The 17860-nt window shown below is 71.5% G+C and carries 13 protein-coding genes; 5 read left to right on the forward strand and 8 right to left on the reverse strand.

Features of this window, described 5'->3' with window-relative positions; genetic code table 11:
- The first annotated feature begins 14 nt into the window (after positions 1-14).
- On the forward strand, positions 15-71 hold the full coding sequence (locus AC1WTP_RS27255; RefSeq protein WP_481652164.1) for a helix-turn-helix domain-containing protein: 57 nt from the start codon (positions 15-17) through the stop codon (positions 69-71).
- Entirely contained in the window at positions 68-334 is a 267-nt protein-coding gene (locus AC1WTP_RS27260) for a hypothetical protein (RefSeq protein ID WP_481652109.1), read from the forward strand. Before AC1WTP_RS27255 ends, AC1WTP_RS27260 begins: the two co-directional genes overlap by 4 nt.
- A 114-nt stretch (positions 335-448) precedes the next feature.
- Here the strand turns inward: AC1WTP_RS27260 and AC1WTP_RS27265 are convergent, their stop codons facing one another.
- Complete coding sequence (locus AC1WTP_RS27265; protein WP_481652110.1) at positions 449-3148, reverse strand: replicative DNA helicase; 2700 nt, start codon at positions 3146-3148, stop codon at positions 449-451.
- A 380-nt stretch (positions 3149-3528) separates the two neighbouring features.
- On the opposite strand from AC1WTP_RS27265, the gene AC1WTP_RS27270 reads away from it, so the two are divergent.
- Positions 3529-5133 (forward strand): hypothetical protein, encoded by a 1605-nt coding sequence (locus AC1WTP_RS27270; protein WP_481652111.1) that lies wholly within the window; start codon positions 3529-3531, stop codon positions 5131-5133.
- A gap of 72 nt (positions 5134-5205) precedes the next feature.
- On the opposite strand, the gene rplI is transcribed toward AC1WTP_RS27270, so the two are convergent.
- The 4 genes from rplI to rpsF all read right to left on the reverse strand — a co-directional run bounded on the left by rplI (position 5206) and on the right by rpsF (position 6843).
- Complete coding sequence (rplI, locus tag AC1WTP_RS27275; RefSeq protein WP_481652112.1) at positions 5206-5652, reverse strand: 50S ribosomal protein L9; 447 nt, start codon at positions 5650-5652, stop codon at positions 5206-5208.
- Positions 5653-5666: 14 nt separating this feature from the next.
- Positions 5667-5906 (reverse strand): 30S ribosomal protein S18, encoded by a 240-nt coding sequence (gene rpsR, locus AC1WTP_RS27280; RefSeq protein ID WP_007073789.1) that lies wholly within the window; start codon positions 5904-5906, stop codon positions 5667-5669.
- A gap of 41 nt (positions 5907-5947) precedes the next feature.
- On the reverse strand, positions 5948-6475 hold the full coding sequence (locus tag AC1WTP_RS27285; RefSeq protein ID WP_363762577.1) for a single-stranded DNA-binding protein: 528 nt from the start codon (positions 6473-6475) through the stop codon (positions 5948-5950).
- Positions 6476-6552: 77 nt separating this feature from the next.
- Complete coding sequence (rpsF, locus tag AC1WTP_RS27290; RefSeq protein ID WP_076468436.1) at positions 6553-6843, reverse strand: 30S ribosomal protein S6; 291 nt, start codon at positions 6841-6843, stop codon at positions 6553-6555.
- Between the two features lie 641 nt (positions 6844-7484).
- Here rpsF and AC1WTP_RS27295 point away from each other — a divergent pair.
- Together AC1WTP_RS27295 and AC1WTP_RS27300 are read left to right on the forward strand one after the other, a co-directional pair.
- Positions 7485-8276 (forward strand): deoxyribonuclease IV, encoded by a 792-nt coding sequence (locus AC1WTP_RS27295; protein WP_481652113.1) that lies wholly within the window; start codon positions 7485-7487, stop codon positions 8274-8276.
- 395 nt (positions 8277-8671) lie between these two features.
- Positions 8672-10639 carry a hypothetical protein gene (locus AC1WTP_RS27300; protein ID WP_481652165.1) on the forward strand — a complete coding sequence of 656 codons (1968 nt, stop codon included), beginning with the start codon at positions 8672-8674 and terminating at the stop codon, positions 10637-10639.
- Positions 10640-10761: 122 nt separating this feature from the next.
- Here the strand turns inward: AC1WTP_RS27300 and AC1WTP_RS27305 are convergent, their stop codons facing one another.
- The 3 genes from AC1WTP_RS27305 to AC1WTP_RS27315 all read right to left on the reverse strand — a co-directional run bounded on the left by AC1WTP_RS27305 (position 10762) and on the right by AC1WTP_RS27315 (position 17853).
- A complete protein-coding gene (locus tag AC1WTP_RS27305) occupies positions 10762-12258 on the reverse strand; it encodes a glycosyltransferase family 87 protein (RefSeq protein ID WP_481652114.1) in 1497 nt (498 codons plus the stop codon).
- Between the two features lie 94 nt (positions 12259-12352).
- Complete coding sequence (locus AC1WTP_RS27310; protein WP_481652115.1) at positions 12353-14848, reverse strand: transglycosylase domain-containing protein; 2496 nt, start codon at positions 14846-14848, stop codon at positions 12353-12355.
- Positions 14849-14964: 116 nt separating this feature from the next.
- Positions 14965-17853 (reverse strand): transglycosylase domain-containing protein, encoded by a 2889-nt coding sequence (locus AC1WTP_RS27315; protein ID WP_481652116.1) that lies wholly within the window; start codon positions 17851-17853, stop codon positions 14965-14967.
- Between the last annotated feature and the right edge of the window lie 7 nt (positions 17854-17860).

The following is a 17860-nucleotide window of genomic DNA, read 5'->3' on the forward strand; positions in this document are numbered from 1 at the left end:
GCACCCTGGAAGCCATGTGCCGGGTGCTCGACTGCCAACCCGGCGACCTGCTCGAGTGGGTCGACGAATGAACCACCACGACGACCCGCCCCGCACCGACCACGTCGACCAGGTCGACCCGCCCACCGGCACGATCGACGGCGGGGTTCGGCCGCCGAAGGGAGATCCCATGAAGTACGTCATCGCCGTCGCCGCCATCCTCGCCGTCGCGCTCGGCGTCGCCGGCGTCGTGTACGGGGAGGCCGACGACTCGCCGGGCCTCCAGCTCATCGGCGTCGCGCTCGTCGTCGGGGCGGTCGTGTTCGGCGTGCGGGCTGTGCGGCGCAGCAGGTAGCGGCACCCGGGGTTCCGCTCGGGGACCGGCGCGCGGCCGCGAATGCTCAGCCAGGGACACCGGCCCGGGCTGCGAAGTCGTCGCGCTGCTCGCGTCGAGCGTGGTGGAGACCCCTCAGACGATTGCCATGTCGACAAACCGGGAGAGGTGCAGCTGCGCCGCGACGGTGACCGTATCCGTCGGCCCGTTCCGGTGTTTCGCGACGATGAAGTCCGCCTCACCGGCCCGCGGCGACTCCTTGTCGTAGTAGTCGTCCCGATGCAGCAGGATCACCACGTCAGCATCCTGCTCGATCGAGTTGTGGGTTGCGATGCCGTTCGCGATGAAGTTGTGCGTCCCCATTACGGTCGCGTCGAAGACCTCTCGCAAACCGAGCGACTCAATCGAGACGATCTCGTCCCAGAAGATGTCATTCGTGGCATGCAGGTCAAGGTCGGCGGCATCGAGGACAGATGCGATCTTGGCGAGCCTGGACCGACTAGGTGCGTGCTTCCACAGCGTGCTGCCGCAGAATTGGGTACCGATCGCAGCAGCGAAGTCGCGATGACTCATGCTCTGCTCGGCGAGGATCTGCCGAACTCTGGTCCACACCTCGCGGGGCACCGTATCGACGTTGGCGTTACTCTCCATCACCTCCAGCGAAGCGAGCAGGTCGACGCAGTTGCGTGACCTCTCGCCGTGCACACCGACCTCACGCAGGAAACGCAACTGGTCGTCCCGCCCCGAGATGTCGAGCGTGTACTGCGGCCGATGACGCGCTACAGGTACGGCCTTCAGGCGTGCGGTGATGCCATACCTGAGTAGAAGGCGGGAGATGTCCTCGAGCATCCTGCGGCTCGTCGAGGAGAAGTACACCCGCCCACCGCGGCCCGACTTGTTGACGGTCACCGAGCCATCCGTTGCCCACAGGTGCCGCAGAAAGCTGGTTACCTGCGCCTTCGGCAGGCTGAAGACCCCCTGCGGAATGAACTTCTCATGCGGCCTGAGACCGAACAGGCCCAGGCCGTCCAACCACTCAGCGATCGGGTTGCGCCGACCACGGGCCAAGCGGTAAGGAGCGGGCAGGCGAAGCGTCGTGACTCTGGCGGCTTCGTAGTCGTCACGTACGGCGGAGACGCCGAAGTGCTTCGCCGCCTCCGAGACCGCGTCAAGGTTCGCCTCGTCCCGGCTGGCGTACCGGATCGGCTGCCGACGCACGAAAGAGCCGTCGCCGAGCAGGTGCGCCAGCAGCACGACCTCCGCCTCCGCCCAGGATCGGACGGCGAGAGGTGGTGGCACGTGCCGCGGCGTGGCGAGCCGAGTCCCGGGGGCTAGTTCGGCGAGCGGCATCCAGCCGCCGAAGGTGAGGAACGGGTGATTGGCCGTCGCGTCGATCTGCTTGCCGGACGCCAGCGTCATCCGGAAGACCTCCCGAATGCCGCTGGGGAAGGCATGGGTCATGGTGCGCGGCGTGTATCGAAGGCTCTCGTCGAGTGCCCACACGGGGATGTCCCTCGCTCCGGACGTGAGCAGCTCACCGAGGGTGACCTCTGAGTTGTCGTCAGCCCGAATCAGCCGCGTCTCAGCGGTCAGGCATCCCGACTCGCGCAGGTCGGACAGCTGAGGGCGCTTGTCGGTGCGCTGTTCCGGGCCACGGTTCAGCTGACTCACCGCGATGACCGGGCACTCGACCTCCTTGGCCAGCAGCTTCAGGCCACGGGAGAGGTCCGCGACCTCCTGCTGCCGGCTCTCCGTCCGCTTCGGCGAGGTCATCAGCTGGAGGTAGTCGACCACGATCATCTTCAGGTCGTGCCGCTGCTTGAGCCGCCGCGCCTTGGCCCGGATCTCCATCAGGTTCATGCTCGGCGTGTCGTCGACGAAGAGCGGCGCCTCGCTGATCTCACCCATGCACCGGGCCAGCTTAGTCCAGTCGTCGTCGGAGAGCTGCCCGCTGCGCAGCACGTGCAGCGGCACCCGGGCCTCTGCCGAGAGCAGTCGCATGACGATCTCGACCTTGCTCATTTCCAGGGAGAAGATGGCGGCAGCCTGGTTGGCGCGGATAGCGGCATTTCGAGCGAAGTCCATACTCGCGGTCGACTTGCCCAGGCCAGGCCTTCCGGCCACGATGATCAGTTGCCCCGGGTGCAAGCCGTTGAGCAGCCGGTCCAGGTCGGTGAATCCGGTCGGCACGCCGGTCATCACCCCGCCCTGGGCGCCCACCGCCTCGATCTCGTCGAGGGTCGGCTGGAGCATGTCGGCGAGGACGGCGAAGTCCTCGCTGACCCGGCGCTCGGTGACGTCGTAGACGGCCTGCTGGGCGAGGTCGACGATGTCGTCGACATCCCGGCTGCCACCGTTGGCGGTGCCGTAGCCGAGCTGCACGATTTTGGTGCCGGCCTCGACCAGCCGCCGCAGCACCGCCCGCTCGCTGACGATCCGTGCGTAGTACGCGGCGTTCGCCGCCGTCGGCACGCTCGCGATCAGGGTGTGCAGGTAGGGAGCGCCGCCCACCCGGACCAGGTCGCCCGAGTCGGCCAGCGCCGCCGCCACGGTGATCGAGTCGGCCGGCTCGCCCCGGCCGTAGATCTCCAGGATGGTGTCGAAGATGGTGGCGTGGATCGGCCGGTAGAAGTCGTTGCTCTTGAGGATCTCGACGACGTCGGCGATCGCGTCCTTGGAGAGCAGCATGCCGCCCAGCACGCACTGCTCGGCGGCGACGTCCTGCGGCGGCGTGCGGTCGTACTGCCCGTCGGGCTGCCCCGGGGCCGGCGGCGGCCCTCCGGAGCGCGACTCCGACCGCATGTCATCGGTGACCGACACCGGGCCCCCCTCCACTGCGTCGGATCCTCATCCAGCTCTACCGCCGGGGTACGACAATCTCCGACCGGCCGGGTCGATCGGGGGTCATCGGGCGGTCGGTCGGGGGGTAACCATACGGAAGCGGAGGTCAGGCACTCAACCGCGCCGGTGGACGAGCCTCGGGACAACCTGTGGACGCCGGTGGACGAGCATGTGCGCAGGGTGTGCACAGGCTGTGGACAATGGTTGGGGAATTCTCGGCCACACCGCTCTGAGCTGCGGAAACACGATCCCCACCCTGTGGAGGAGAAGTTTTCGGTCGAACCGTGGGGTCGATCGTCCCGTACTATCTCCAGCGAACGGCTACACCTGGACAGCGGATTGCGCTATCGGTTGAGAAGGGTCACGCTCCGGCCGTGAGTTACCGGGACTGGGGACGCGGAGAGGACGGTCCGCGCGAGCGACGGTCGGTCGCCCGCTGGGACGACCCCGCCGACCCGCTCCCGGCCGATCCCTACTCGTCCGGCGTCGACGGCTACCGGACGCCGAGCCGCCGCCGGGCCATCGAACGCGGCCAGCAGGAGCCGGTCGAGACGTACCTTCCGCGCTGGGCGCTGGAGTCCGGCGTGGGCAGCCCCGACGGCGGTGGCCGGCACGCCGCCCCGGACGACGACGACCTCGACCCACCCTCCTCCAGCGGCTGGCGGACGGCCGACGCCACGGGTGACTGGCGGGCGACCGGATCCGCGGCCGACTGGCAGGCGGGCGACGCCGCGAGCGACTGGCGGTCCACCGGGTCCTCGGACGACCGGCGGGCGACGGAGAGCACGAGCGGCTGGCGCCGCGTCGCCGAGACCAGCTGGCGCGAGGTGCCGGCGATCGCCGCCGCACCCGAGTCGGACCACACCCGCGAGTGGACCTTCGACCGCCCGCAGGAGCAGGGCTACGTGGGGAGCCGGCGTGCCGAGGACGAGCCGATCTCCGGAGCCGCGCCGCAGAGCCGTCCCCGCCGCACGCCGTCCCGCCGTCCACAGGTGATTTGGTCCGGCGGTGCGGAGGAGACCGGGGCTGCCGAGCCCGAGGTGGAGCGGCCGACCCGACGCGGCCGGGCGGCGTCGGCGGAGTCCTGGGCCCGGCCGGCCGTCGACCCGTGGGAGCGGGACGCGGCACCGGACGAGGCGGCCTACCGCCCGGCGGTGGATCCGTGGGACGCCTCGGGGATGCACGCCTGGCAGCCGGCCCCCGGCCCGGACCGTTCGGACCGCACCTCCGGCGGCGCCCGGTGGGAGGAGCCGGACAGCACCGGCCAGTGGCACCAGCCCGACAGCACCGGCCAGTGGGACCGGTACGCCGACGGCGGTTGGGACCGGACGGAGCCACCGCGGTCGGGCGGCGCCGCGGGGGCGTGGCCGTGGCCGGGGCAGGAGGGGCCGGAGGAGGGTTTCTGGTCCGGCACCCGGCTCGCCGGCGACGACCCCCGCTGGGTTGATCCGCCGGTGTCGGCGCCGCGCTCACCGGTGGTCGCGTACACCGCGCCGCGCCCGCGCTCCGCGCCGCGCCGGCGCGTCGATCCGGTCGCCACTCCGGGCGGAGCGGCCGTGCGGCGGCGGGTCGACCCGGTCGGCGGGGGGACCTGGGCCCGGCGGATCGAGGACGACCTGCTCGACCCGGATCAGGGCGGATCGCTGCGGTCGCTGCTCTACACCGCGGCCTGCTACCTGCTGCCGGCGGCGATGGTGTTCGTCTGGTTGCTGACCCTCGACGGTCAGGCACCGGCCGGTTGTGTCACCGACATCAGCGGTGGCGGCTGCGACTCGCCGCGTTCGCGCGCGCTCGGTTCGATGCTGGAGGGCATGCCGCGCTTCGGGCTGGCGTTGGCCAGCAGCCTGGTGGTCGCGCTGCTGCTGCGCCGGGTGGGGACCACCTGGCGGTCGACCACGGTGGCGCTCGCCGCGGCGGTGGTCGGCGGCGGCCTCTCCACGGTGATGATCAGCGCGATAACCGGCCAGCCGATCGGCTGACGTTTCCCGACGACGCGGCAGGGCCCGCACCGGTTACCACCGGTGCGGGCCCTGCCGTGTTGCTGGTGGGTGTCAGCCCTGGACGACGTTGAGGTCGAACTTGGCGGTCACCTCGGGGTGCAGCTTGATCCGCACCGGGTAGGAGCCGGTCGACTTGATGTGACCGGGCAACTCCAGCCGACGCCGGTCGAGGACCGGACCGCCGGCCGCCTTGACGGCGTCGACGATCTCGGCCGGGGTGACCGAGCCGAAGAGGCGGCCACCGTCGCCGGCACGGGCCTTCAGGTTGACCTTGAGGCCCTCGAGCTGGCCCTTGACCTCGTTGGCGTGACCGAGGTCGCGGATCTCCCGGGCGGAGCGGGCGCGCTTGATGAGCGTCACCTGCTTCTCCGCACCCTTGGTCCAGGCGATCGCGAAGCCCTGCGGCAGCAGGTAGTTACGGCCGTAGCCGTCCTTGACCTCCACGATGTCGCCCGGGGCACCGAGGCCGGACACCTCCTGAGTAAGGATGATCTTCATGTCGGTGCCCCCTCTCAGCGCGCCGTCGCGGTGTACGGCAGGAGCGCCATCTCACGGGCGTTCTTGACCGCACGGGCGATCTGCCGCTGCTGCTGCGAGGTGACGCCGGTCACCCGCCGAGCGCGGATCTTGCCGCGGTCGGAGATGAACTTGCGCAGCAGCGCGGTGTCCTTGTAATCGATGTAGGTGATCCCGTCCTTGTCGAGCGGGTTCACCTTCTTCTTCGGCTTGCGCAGTGCCGCAGCCTTGGCCATTGCTCTTGCTCCTGGTTTGCGATCGCGGGCGCTCGGCGCCATTAGAACGGGGGCTCCTCGTCGAAGTTTCCGCCGCCCGAACCGGAACGGGAGGGCGCGGGGGCAGCCGAGGCCCAGGGGTCGTCGAAGTTGCCTCCGCCGCCCTGGCCACCACCGCCACCGAAGCCGCCGCCACCGCCGCCGGAGCGGGACATCTTCTGCACCTTCGCCGTGGCGTAGCGCAGCGACGGGCCGATCTCGTCGACCTCGAGCTCGATGACGGTGCGCTTCTCACCCTCGCGGGTCTCGTAGGACCGCTGACGCAGCCGGCCGGACACGATCACGCGGGCGCCGCGCTGAAGCGACTCCGCGACGTGCTCGGCGGCCTGCCGCCAGACCGTGCACGAGAGGAACAACGGCTCGCCGTCCTTCCACTCGCCGGACGCCTTGTCCATGAACCGGGGCGTCGAGGCGACCCGGAACTTGGCGACCGCGGCACCGGAGGGGGTGAACCGCAACTCGGGGTCATCGGTCAGGTTGCCGATGACCGTGATGGTGGTGTCTCCTGCCATGACCATCTCCTCGCGCACTCATCTGTTCTGCCGTACAGGTTCTCAGAACCCTCCGACAGGCCGATGAGGCTGATCCGGGCGTTACCGGGGAATGCTCAGCGCATCTCCGGCCGGATGACCTTGGTGCGCAGCACCGACTCGTTGAGTCGCAGCTGACGGTCCAGCTCGGCCACCGCCGCAGGCGTCGCCTGCAGGTCGATGACGGCGTAGATGCCCTCGGCCTTCTTGTTGATCTCGTACGCGAGGCGCCGGCGGCCCCACACGTCGGTCTTCTCCACCGAGCCACCCGCGGTCCGGATCACGTTCAGGTACGTGTCGAGCGACGGGGCGACGGTGCGCTCCTCGAGGCTGGGGTCGAGGATCACCATGATCTCGTAATGACGCAAGACGTGCTCACCTCCTGTGGGCTAAGCGGCCACGGTCCTTCCGTGGCAGGAGGTCGTGCGTCGTGGCCCGCTCCGAGGTTGGGGGAACCCACCCGGACGCGGACAACCGGACCAGGATACCCGGTCCGGACGATCATGCCCGGGCAGGTCGCGACGGCCGGCCCGGACGCGGTGACGGGGACCCGCTGCGACATCACTGTCGTGGCGGGCCCCCGTCACCGAGGCCGCGGGGCGTCCCGTCCGCATTCCTTGGGTGGGACCTGGGGAGGAACGACCACACCGATGAGGTTGGACCGGAGACGCCCCGCGGAGCTTTATCGTGTTGTTACCCGACGATACGTCGGAAGTTGGCGCTAGTCGGGGTAAATGGCTGAATCTCCGACAATTCTTTTGGGAGGGCCTCCGGCGGTGCCGGCGGCCGGTGGGGCGGGCCCCCGTCGCGCCGGGCCGCGCAACGGGGGTGCCCCCGCTCTGGCGACGGCCCGCGGTGGCGGGCGGTGCGGGTGTGCCGCGACCTGCCGGAGAGCCGACCGTCGATCCCACTCGCCTCAACGAGCGCCGACCCGTCCGGTAACGCGGACGGCCCGAATCGACGGCGGGCGTCACCCCGGCTGTCAGGGACGCGACGTAGGCTCCCCTGCATGCGTATCGGAGCCCACGTCGATCCGGCCGACCCGCTGGCGGAGGCGACCGCCCGAGCGGCCGAGGCGGTGCAGTTCTTCCTCGCCGACCCGCAGGGGTGGAAGGCCCCCAAGCCCCGGGAGGACGCGGAGCGGCTGCGCGCCGCCGACGTCGACCTCTACGTGCACGCGCCCTACGTCATCAACGTCGCCACCCTGAACAACCGGATCCGGATCCCCAGCCGCAAGCTCCTGCTCGGGCACGCGCAGGCAGCCACGGCGATCGGTGCGAAGGGGCTCATCGTGCACGGCGGGCACGTCAACGCCGGCGACGACATCGCGGTCGGGTTCGACAACTGGCGCAAGACCTTCGCGTACGCGGCCGAGTCGGGGGGCTTCGGCGTGCCGGTCCTGATCGAGAACACGGCCGGCGGCGACAACGCCTGCGCCCGCCGGCTGGACGCGCTCGCCCGGCTCTGGGACGCCGTCGGCGACTACGGCGTGGGGTTCTGCCTGGACACCTGCCACGCCCACGCCGGCGGCGAGGAGCTGCTCGGGCTGGTCGACCGGGTCAAGGCGATCACCGGCCGGATCGACCTGGTGCACGCCAACAACTCCAAGGGCGCGTTCGGCTCCGGCCAGGACCGGCACGACAACCTCGACGGCGGCACGATCGACCCGGAGCTGGTGGTGGCGGTGATCCGCGCGGCCGGCGCACCGGTGATCGTGGAGACCCCCGGTGGCGTCGCCGGCCAGGCCGCCGACATCGCCTTCCTGCGGGAGCAACTCGGAACGGAGAGCCCGGCGGCATGACGACGGACCAGTCCGCCGGCGGACGGCAGCCCACCCGCCCGGACGCGACCGACACCGACCGCTCCGCCGGCGGGCCCGCCGGCCCGGCGACGGACCGGACCGCGCCGACCGGATCCGGCCAGCCCGGGCCGGGCGGGCCCGGCGGCGGGACGGACGCGGCGGAACGGCCCGGGTCGGGCCAGGGCCCGGCCGGCGTCGACCCCAAGGTCGGCTCCGGCCGGGAACCGGCGGGGTCGGCCCGGGCCGGCGGTGCGCCGGCCGGGAACCCGACCGACGAGGACGAGCCCGGCCGGAAGGCGGCGGAGAAGTCCGCGGCCGACGAGGCCGGGCCGGACAGCGGCGCCGCCGGCCCGACCACGACCGGCGTGAGCGAGCCCGCCCGGGCCACGACCGGCATGAGCGAGCCCGGCAAGACCACGGACAGCAAGAACGAGCCCGCCGAGACGACGGACGGCAAGAGCAAGCCCGACAAGACCACGGACAGCAACAACGGACCCGGCGCGGCAACGGACGGCAAGGCCGAGCCGGACAAGGCGACGGACCGCAAGGGGGAGGCCGGCAGGGCGGGCGGCGAGAAGGACGCCGAGGCGGACCCCTGGGCCGCCTTCGCACCGGCCCCGGAGCCGGTGCCGACCCGGATCCGGCGGATCGGGCGGGCCGTCGGCCGGAGCCTCATCCACGAGTGGACGCTGGCCACCGTCGGGTCACTGGTGCTGGCGGTCCTGCTGACCTGGCCCACCCTGCGCTACCCGCGCCACACGCTGCCGCAGGACTACTGGGACCCGAGCCTGCAGGCCTGGCAGCTGGCGTGGTCGGGGCACATCCTGCTGACCAACCCGGCGCAGCTCTGGCACGCCAACACCTTCTTCCCCGAGTCGTGGAGCTTCGCCTTCTCCGACACCCTGCTCGGCTACGCGCCGGCCGGGATGATCGGCACCGGCCCCGAGGCCGCCGTGCTGCGCTACAACATCATGTTCGTGCTGGCGCACGCGCTCGCCACGCTCGGGGCGTACGCCCTGGCCCGGCAGCTCGGCGCGGGGCGGATCGGCGCGGCGGTGGCCGGGGTGAGCTACACCTACGCGCCGTGGCTACTGGCCCAGGCCGGCCACCTGCACGTGGTCTCCAACGGCGGCATCCCGCTGGCGCTGGCCATGCTCGCCCGCGGGCACGGCTATTCGCTCCGCCACGGCTACCGCCCCGAGTGCCGCCACGACGGCTGGGTCTACACCGGCTGGTTGGTGGCGGCCTGGCAACTCAGCCTCGGTTTCGGCATCGGGCTGCCGTTCGCGTACTTCCTCGGCGGCGCCGTCCTGGTCTCGGCCGTGACCTGGTTCCTGCGCCGCTGGGTGGTCCGGCCGGTGAAGCGGCCGTTCGGGCGCCGGCTGCTGGTCGCGGACCTGGTCGGCGGGATGCTCTTCGCCGGGGTCGGCCTGCTGATGGCGATCCCCTACTTCAAGGTGGCGGAGCTGCACCCGCAGGCGGAACGCACCGTCGGCGACATCGGCATCTTCTCGCCGCCGGCCAGCGGCTTCCTCACCGCGCCCGCCGAGTCCCGGGTCTGGGGCAGCCTGCACGAGGGCGCCCGCGCCACGCTCCCCTGGCACCCGGAGATGACCCTGCTCCCCGGCTACGTGCTCTACGCGCTCGCCGTCGGCGGGCTCTTCTTCTCGGTCTGGAAGCTGCGTCACCGGCTGCTGCTGCTCGCCGGGGTGGTGGTCACCATGGTGCTCGCCATGGGCACCCGGTTCTTCGACGGCACCTTCACCTACGTGCCGCTCTTCGAGCACCTGCCCGGCTGGAACGGCCTGCGGACGCCCGGCCGGCTGATGCTCTGGACGACGCTGCTGCTCGGGCTGCTCGCCGCGGGGGCGGTGAGCGCGTTCGCCGCCCGGGTACGCGAGATCTCCGCCGAGCGGATCCCGTCCTGGCCGAGCCCGGGGCTGCGGCTGGCCACCCTGGTGCCGCTGCTGCTGGTGCTGGTCGAAGGACTGAACACCACCCCGCACCCGGTGGTGCCGCAGCAGCCCGCCGCGATGCGGACGGTGGACGGGCCGCTGCTGGTGCTGCCGAGCAACCAGAGCTTCGACCAGCCGGTGATGCTCTGGTCGACCAGCCGGTTCCAGGACGTGGTCAACGGCGGCAGCGGCTTCACCCCGCGCCAGCTCGACGAGGTACGCCGGGTCTCGGCCGCCTTCCCGGACCAGACCAGCGTCGACTACCTGCGCACCCTCGGGGTCCGCAACGTGCTGTTGATGCGCGACCAGGTGGCCGGCACGCCGTGGGAGATGACCGTCGACGCCCCGGTGGACGGGCTCGACATCACCCGTGAGGAGATCGGCCAGGTGGTGGTCTACCGGCTCTGAGCCGGCCTGGCGCGGTGCGGGTTGTGGGCAGCCCAGCCGGCTCCGGGCGGTCGGGCTTGATCCCTCCGCCGGGCGGGCTGCCGCAACCCCTGGCGACGCCAGGCCGGCTCGGACGTCCAGATCTAGGTCGTGGCGGGCTCGGCATCGACCGGGCGGTGTCGCCAGTGGGCGAGCCACCCGGCGTCCGGCGCGCCGTCGAGCACCCCGCCGTCCGGGTCGTCCCGGTAGGTGGCGCGGACCGGGTCCAGCTCCGGCCGCATGATCTCCCGGACGATCAGCGCGCAGAGCACCACCACCGTGGTCAGCCGCAGCGTGGCGGCGAGCACGAAGACGCCCTCCGGGAACACCGGCCGGGCGGTGGCGGCGCCGAGCAGTTCGCCGTAGAAGGCCACGAAGTAGCAGACCTCGGCCACCTGCCAGGCCAGGAAGGCGCCCCACTTCGGGCGGGCCAGCACGGCCAGCGGAAGCAGCCAGAGCACGAACTGCTGCGACCAGACCTTGCTGAAGATCAGGAACGCGGCGACCACCAGGAACGCGAGCTGGGCGAGCCGGGGGCGGCGCGGTGCCGCCAGCGCCAGCGCGGCCACCCCGAGGCAGGCCAGCCCGAAGAGGGCGTACGAGAGCATGTTCAGCGCGGGGATGTTGACGTTGAGCCACTCGAAGGGGCCGAGGTCACCCGGGTCCGGGCTGCCCACCTTGCCGTCCAGGTAGCGGCCGATGTACCAGAGGGTGCCCCAGTCGATGGGCCGCTCGCTGTTGAGTTCGAAGAACCGGTCCCAGTTCTCCCAATAGGGCACGGCGGCCGGCAGGTTGACCGCCACCAGGGCGGCCACCGCGGTGCCGATGGCGGTGAACGCGGCGCGCAGCCGTCCGGCGCGCAGGGCGAGCACCAGCACCGGCCCGAGGATGAACAGCGGCCACAACTTGGCCGCCCCGGCCAGGCCGAGCAGGGCGCCGGCCAGGGCGGGTCGGCTCCGGGCCCAGGCGAGCAGCCCGAACGCGGCCAGCCCGACAGCCAGCAGGTCCCAGTTCACCGTGGCGGTGAGCAGCAGCGCCGGCGCCAGCGCGAAGAGCGCGGCGTCCCAGGGTCGTCGGCGGCGCAGGGCGAGGATCACCGCGACGGTGGCCACCGCCAGCGCGCCGAGCACCAGCGCGTTCAGGTTGTAGAACCACTGGCCCTGGTTGAGCTCGGGGTCGCCGTCGCCGAGCGCGTGCACCGGCAGGCCCAGCGCGCCCATGAAGTAGCCGGTCAGCACCGGGTACTCGACGGGGTGGTCCTGGTAGGGGACCTTGCCCTCGTTGAGCCCCTCGGCGTAGTAGAGCGCCAGCACGTCGGTGTAGCAGAACCGGGTGTACTGCACGTTGTTCTGCCAGGCGCCGTCCTGGCAGGGCGACTTCTGCACCCAGTGCAGGGCCAGGGCCAGGCAGGCCAGGGCCAGCACGATCCGGGCCGCCGTCCAGAACCGGCGCTCCCGGCCGGCCGGCCGGTCCAGCGCGGCCGCGTGGTCACCCAGCGGGCCGCCGATCAGTCCGGAGACCCCTCGGACGAACCCGTCGGAGCGGGACGGGTGGTCGGGGGCACCGACGTCGTCGATGCCGGGCGTCGACTGCGTGCTCATGAACGAGCATCCTGCCGTACGCGCCGGCCCCGCGTCCCGTCTCGCCCGGGTTGTCGTACCCGAAACGCCGCCGGCCGCCGGCGGCGTCCCGGGGTCAGGACGGCGCTGTGCCGCGGAGTGGGGTGCTGGGCACCAGCCCAGCACCGACCGGTGGCGGGGTGGCCGGGTTGGTCGGCGGGCCGTCGCCGTTGTTGTTGCCACCGCCGTTGTTGCCACCGTCGGTGGGGCAGGACGGGTCCAGCAGGTTCGGGCAGCCCGGCGGCGGCTGCTGGGTGGGCGGCGGCGCCGGCTCGGTGCCGTTGCCGGCGGTCTCGTCGCCCATGCCGGTGACGCTCGGCAGCTCGGAGCGCTCCTTGCCCTTCAGCGCGTCGTCCATGTACCGCTTCCACAGCCTGGCCGGGAAGCTGCTGCCGCCGATGTCGTTGCCGTCGTCGTCGACGATCGTCGGCTTCTTCGGGTTGCGGCTGCCGATCCAGACCGCCGTGGCGAGGTTCTCGTCGTACCCGACCATCCAGGCGTGGGCGTTGCGGGGGGTGCCGTTGTGCTCCCAGGTGCCGGTCTTGCCGGCCGCGTCCCGCCCGCCGTCCAGGTTGGCGTTGTTCTTCTCGGGGATCTCCTTGAGCACCGCGGTCACCTCGCGGGCGACCTCGGGCCGGATGACCTGCCGGCCCCCGGCCTTGTCCAGCTTCTCCCCGGTGCCGGGAACCTTCACCCACTCGCCGGTGGTCTTGTCCTGCTTCTCCACGGAGAGGACGAAGTGCGCCCTGTTGTACTTCCCGTCGTTCGCCATGGTGGCCAGGCCGTTGGCGTGGTCGAGCACCGTGATCGGGTACTGGCCGTAGCCGACCACCCGGTCGAACCTGCTCGGGGCGAGGTCCTTCGCCTTCGACTGGGTGAGGTCGTACGGCTTGGGCGGGTCGACGGTCCACATTGTGCTGACGCCGGCCCGCCGGGCCATGTCGACCACCCTGTCCGGGCCGATCTTCTCGGTGACGTGGAAGAAGGGCACGTTGTACGACCGGATCGTCGACTCCTCCAGCGTGCACCACTTGCCGCACACGCCCGCGCCCCGGCCGGCGTTCTGCACCTTGTCCTTGAAGCCCTTCGGGGTGAAGGGCGTGGCGTCCCAGTGCGACCTGACCGAGATGTCGGCGTCGATGGCGGCGGCCAGGGTGTAGACCTTGAACGACGAGCCCGGTGGATGACCGCCGACGATGTCGCCGTTGGCGTTGGTGTTCTTGCCCGCGTAGTCGAAGTCGGCTCCGCTGTCGCCGCCGTAGTAGGCGAGCACCCGGCCGGTGCCCGGGTGGATGGAGACCGCCGCCGCCATGAGGTTCTTCGGCTGCCCGTGGAGCACCGAGCCCTCCCGGTCCGGCTGGGCGGCCTTCTCCAGCGCCATCTGCATGTCCCAGTCGATGGTGGTCTTCACCTTGTAGCCGCCGTCGCGCAACTCGTCGACGCAGGTCGGCTTTCCGGGCGCGCCGGAGTCGGAGCAAATCCCCCACTCCTCCAGCTCCTGCCGGACGTAGTTGATGACGTTGCCGCGGGGGGTCTGCACGCCGAACCCGTTGCCGTCCTTCTTCGGCGGCGGGAGCTTCGGGTAGGCGGTGGGCCGTTCCGGACGGCCGGGGACGCCCAGCCAGCCCTCGGCGACCATGCCGTCGATGACGTACTGCCAGCGGGCCTGCGCCTCGGTCGGGTTGACCGCCGGGTCGTAGCCCTGGTGGGTCTCGCTGGGCACGGGCTGCTTGATGACGGCGGCGAGCACGGCTCCCTGGGCCGGGGTCAACTTCTGCGCGGGGATGCCGAAGTAGGCGTGCGCCGCGGCCTCGATGCCGTACGCGCCCCGGCCGAAGTAGATCACGTTCAGGTAGTGCTGCATGATCTGGTCTTTGCTGTACTTCTCGTTCAGCTTGGAGGCCAGGACCGCCTCCTTGACCTTCCGGGCGTACGTGTCGTCCTGGAGGTTGTCGAACGCGTTGCGGGCGTACTGCTGGGTGATCGTCGAGGCACCCTGCTTGTCGCCGCCGGTGACGTTGTTCCACGCCGCCCGGGCGATGCCCTTGTAGTCCACACCCGAGTGCTTGTAGAAGTTCCGGTCCTCGGCCGCCGCCACCGCGTCCCGCACGTGCTGCGGGATCTGGTCGATGGTGACGAAGGTGCGGTTCTGGCTGCCGAGCTTCGCCACGATGTGCTTGCCGTCCTTGGCGTACACGGTGGTGGAGAGCGGCAGCGGGACCTCGGCGGGCAGCACCACCTTGGTGGAGTAGTAGGTGAAACCGACGACACCGAGGCCGGCCAGCATGATGAGGACCGCGAAACCGGCGATCAGCGTGTTCAGCCGCCGGCGCCGGCGAACCCGACCCGGGCCGGCCGGCCGGCCCGGCCCCGCTGGCCCGCCCGGCCCTTCGGCCCGCGGCACCGACGCTCGGCCACCCACCGCCGCCGGACCGACCCGGGCCCGCCCGGCCGGCCCGCCCGACGCGGGCGGAACCGGGACCGACGCCCGGCCGGAGCCACCGACCGGGGCGCGTCCGCCGGCCGAGGCCCGGCCCACCGGTCCGTCCGCCTCCCGTCCACTGGTGCTCATCAAGCTGCATCCTGCCGTACGAGCGGGGTGCGCGGGTCCCCTCTCACGACTGACCGGTACGGGAGACGCCGCCGGCGGCCGGACCTGTCGTCCGGCCGCCGGCGGCGTTCGTGGGCTCAGTACAGCTCTGTCGTGCGGGGTGGGGTGGTGGGCAACAGCCCGCCTCCGTTCCCGCCGTTGCCACCCGGCCGCGGGTCGAACGGGTTGGTGTTGCCGTCGTTGTCGCCACCGCCGTCGTTGCCGCCGCCGTTGTTGCCGTCGCGCGGGCAGAACGGGTTCAGCGGGTTCGGGCAGCCCGGCGGGTTCTCCGGGGTGGTCGGCGGCGGGGCCTCGCCGTTGCCGGAATCCGGGTCACCGACGTTGGCCGCCGGCGGGAAGTCGAGCTTCTCCCAGTCCTTGACCTTGTGCGCCTCGTCCATGAACCGTTCCCAGATGGTGCCCGGCAGGTTGCCGCCGCTGATCCGGGTGCCGTCCTTCATCTTGAGCGGCTTGCGCTGGTTGACGTTGCCCACCCAGACCGCGGTGGCGATCTGCGGCGTGTAGCCGATCATCCAGGCGTCGCCGTTCTCGGGGCTGTCCGGCTTCTGCTCCCAGGTGCCGGTCTTGGAGGCCGCCTTGCGGCCGTCGTCGAGCCGGTGGTTGACCTGGGCCGGGTACTGCTCCAGCACCGAGGTCACGTCGGCCACGACGTCCTTCGGGACCCGCTGCTCGCCCTTCAGCTTCTCCCCGCCGCCGGGGACCTTCACCCACTTGCCGGTGTTCTTGTCCAGCTTCTCGACGCTGTAGAGGAAGTGCGCCTTGTGGTAGACGCCCTGGTTGGCGAAGGTGGCGACGCCGTTGGCGTGGTCCAGCACCGTGATCGGGTACTGGCCGTAGCCGATGACGTGGAAGAACGGGCTCGGCGCGAGCTTCCGCGGGTCGGTCCTGGTGAGGTCGTACGCCTTCGAATCCTTGGTGTCCCACATCATGGTGACACCGGCGTCCTTGGCCATCTGGACGACCTTGTCCGGCCCGATCTCCTCCGTCACGTGGTAGAACGGCACGTTCAGCGACTTGAGCGTGGAGACCTTCAGCGTGCAGGAGTTGCCGCAGGAGGGGTTGTCGACGCCGGCGTTGCTGACCTTGAACTTGGTATCCGGCGGGGTGAAGGCCCGGCCCTTCCAGCGCGACTCGAGCGCCTTGCCCTCCTTGAGCGCCGCCGCCAGCGTGTAGATCTTGAAGCTCGAGCCCGGGGAGTGGCCGCCGGTGACGTTGCCGTTGGAGTCGGTGTTCTTGCCGGCGTAGTCGGTGCCGGTGCCGTTGTCACCGCCGTAGTAGGCGAGCACCCGCCCGGTCTTCGGGTCGATCGCCACCACCGCGGCCATCAGGTTCGTCGGCTGGCCGTTGAGCGCCGAGCCCTTGGCCTTGCGCTGGGCCGTCTCGACCGCCGCCTGCTGGATCTTCATGTCGATGGTGGTGCGGATCCGGTAGCCGCCGGCCATCAGCGCCTGCGAGCAGAGCGGCTTGGCGTCGGTGACGTCGGCCTCGTTCTCGACGCAGAGGCCCTTGTCCCGCATCTCGTCCCGGACATAGTTGATCACGTTGCCCTGCGGCGTGTTGACCCCGAAGTCGACCCCGACGCCGCCTTTGTTGGGCTTCCTGATGTTCTTCGGGTACTCGGCCGGCCGCTGCGGCCGGCCGGGGGCGTCCAGCCAGCCCTCCTCGACCATGCCGTTGATGACGTACTGCCAGCGGGCCTGCGCGTCGGTGGGGTTCACCGCCGGGTCGTAGCCCTTGTGGGTCTCGGTGGCCTGCGGTTGCTTGATCAGCGCGGCCAGCACCGCGCCCTCGGCGACGTTCAGGCTCTTCGCCGGCTTGCCGAAGTAGGTCTGCGCCGCCGCCTCGATGCCGTACGCGCCGCGGCCGAAGTAGATGATGTTCAGGTAGTGCTGCATGATCTCCGGCTTGGACTTCTGATCATTCAGCTTGGAGGCGAGAATCGCCTCCTTCACCTTCCGGGCGTACGTGTCGTCCTTCAGGTTGTCGTAGGCGTTGCGGGCGTACTGCTGGGTGATCGTCGAGGCACCCTGCTTGTCACCGCCGGTGAAGTTGTTCCACGCCGCCCGGGCGATGCCCTTGTAGTCCACACCGGAGTGCTTGTAGAAGTTCCGGTCCTCGGCCGCGGCCACCGCGTCCTGCACGTGCTGCGGGATCTGGTCGATGGTGACCAGGGTGCGGTTCTGCTCGCCCAGCTTGGCGATGATCGTCTTGTTGTCGTAGGCGTAGATGGTGGTCGCCTGCGGCGGGTCGGTGTCCTCGGGCAGCACCACGTTGGTGGAGTAGTAGGTGAAGCCGACGACACCCAGGCCGGCCAGCATGATGAAGACCGCGAAACCGGCGATCAGCATGTTCATCCGCTTGCGCTTGCGCGCCCGGGCCGCCGCGGCCGGGTCACCAGCGCCCCGCGCACCCCGACCGGGACCGCCGGGACCGCCCGGCCCGCCGGGACCGCCCGGCCCGCCGGAGACCGGCGACACGCTGGCCCGCGCCACCGACGCCCGCCCGCCGACCGGGGCCGCGCCCACCGAGGCCCGCCCGGCCGACGCGGCGCCCACCGCGGCGGCACCCACCGTGGCCCGGCCGGCGGGCCCGCCCGGTGCCGGGGAGACCGGAACCGAGGCGCGACCCGCACCCGCCCGGCCCACGCCGGGGGCCGGGGAGACCGGGACCGAGGCCCGGCCGGCGCGCCCGGCGGACGCCGAGCCGACCGAGGCCGAACCGGACGTCGAGCCGCCGCGCGGAGGCACCGCCGCCGAACCGCCGACCGGGGCCCGGCCACCGGCCGCGGCCCGCGGACCCACCGCGGCCCGACCCGCCGGGGCCGCACCCTCCGCAGCTGACCAACCGTTTCCGCGCGGCTCACCACCGGAGCGGCCGTACGCGTCGTCCGCCCGTCCCGGGTCGCCGTTCTGGCCCGGGATCTGGGCCCGCCCACGCGAAGAACTGGGATCGCCGTACGAGTTCATTCCTCAC

The organism is Micromonospora sp. R311 (assembly GCF_056780015.1).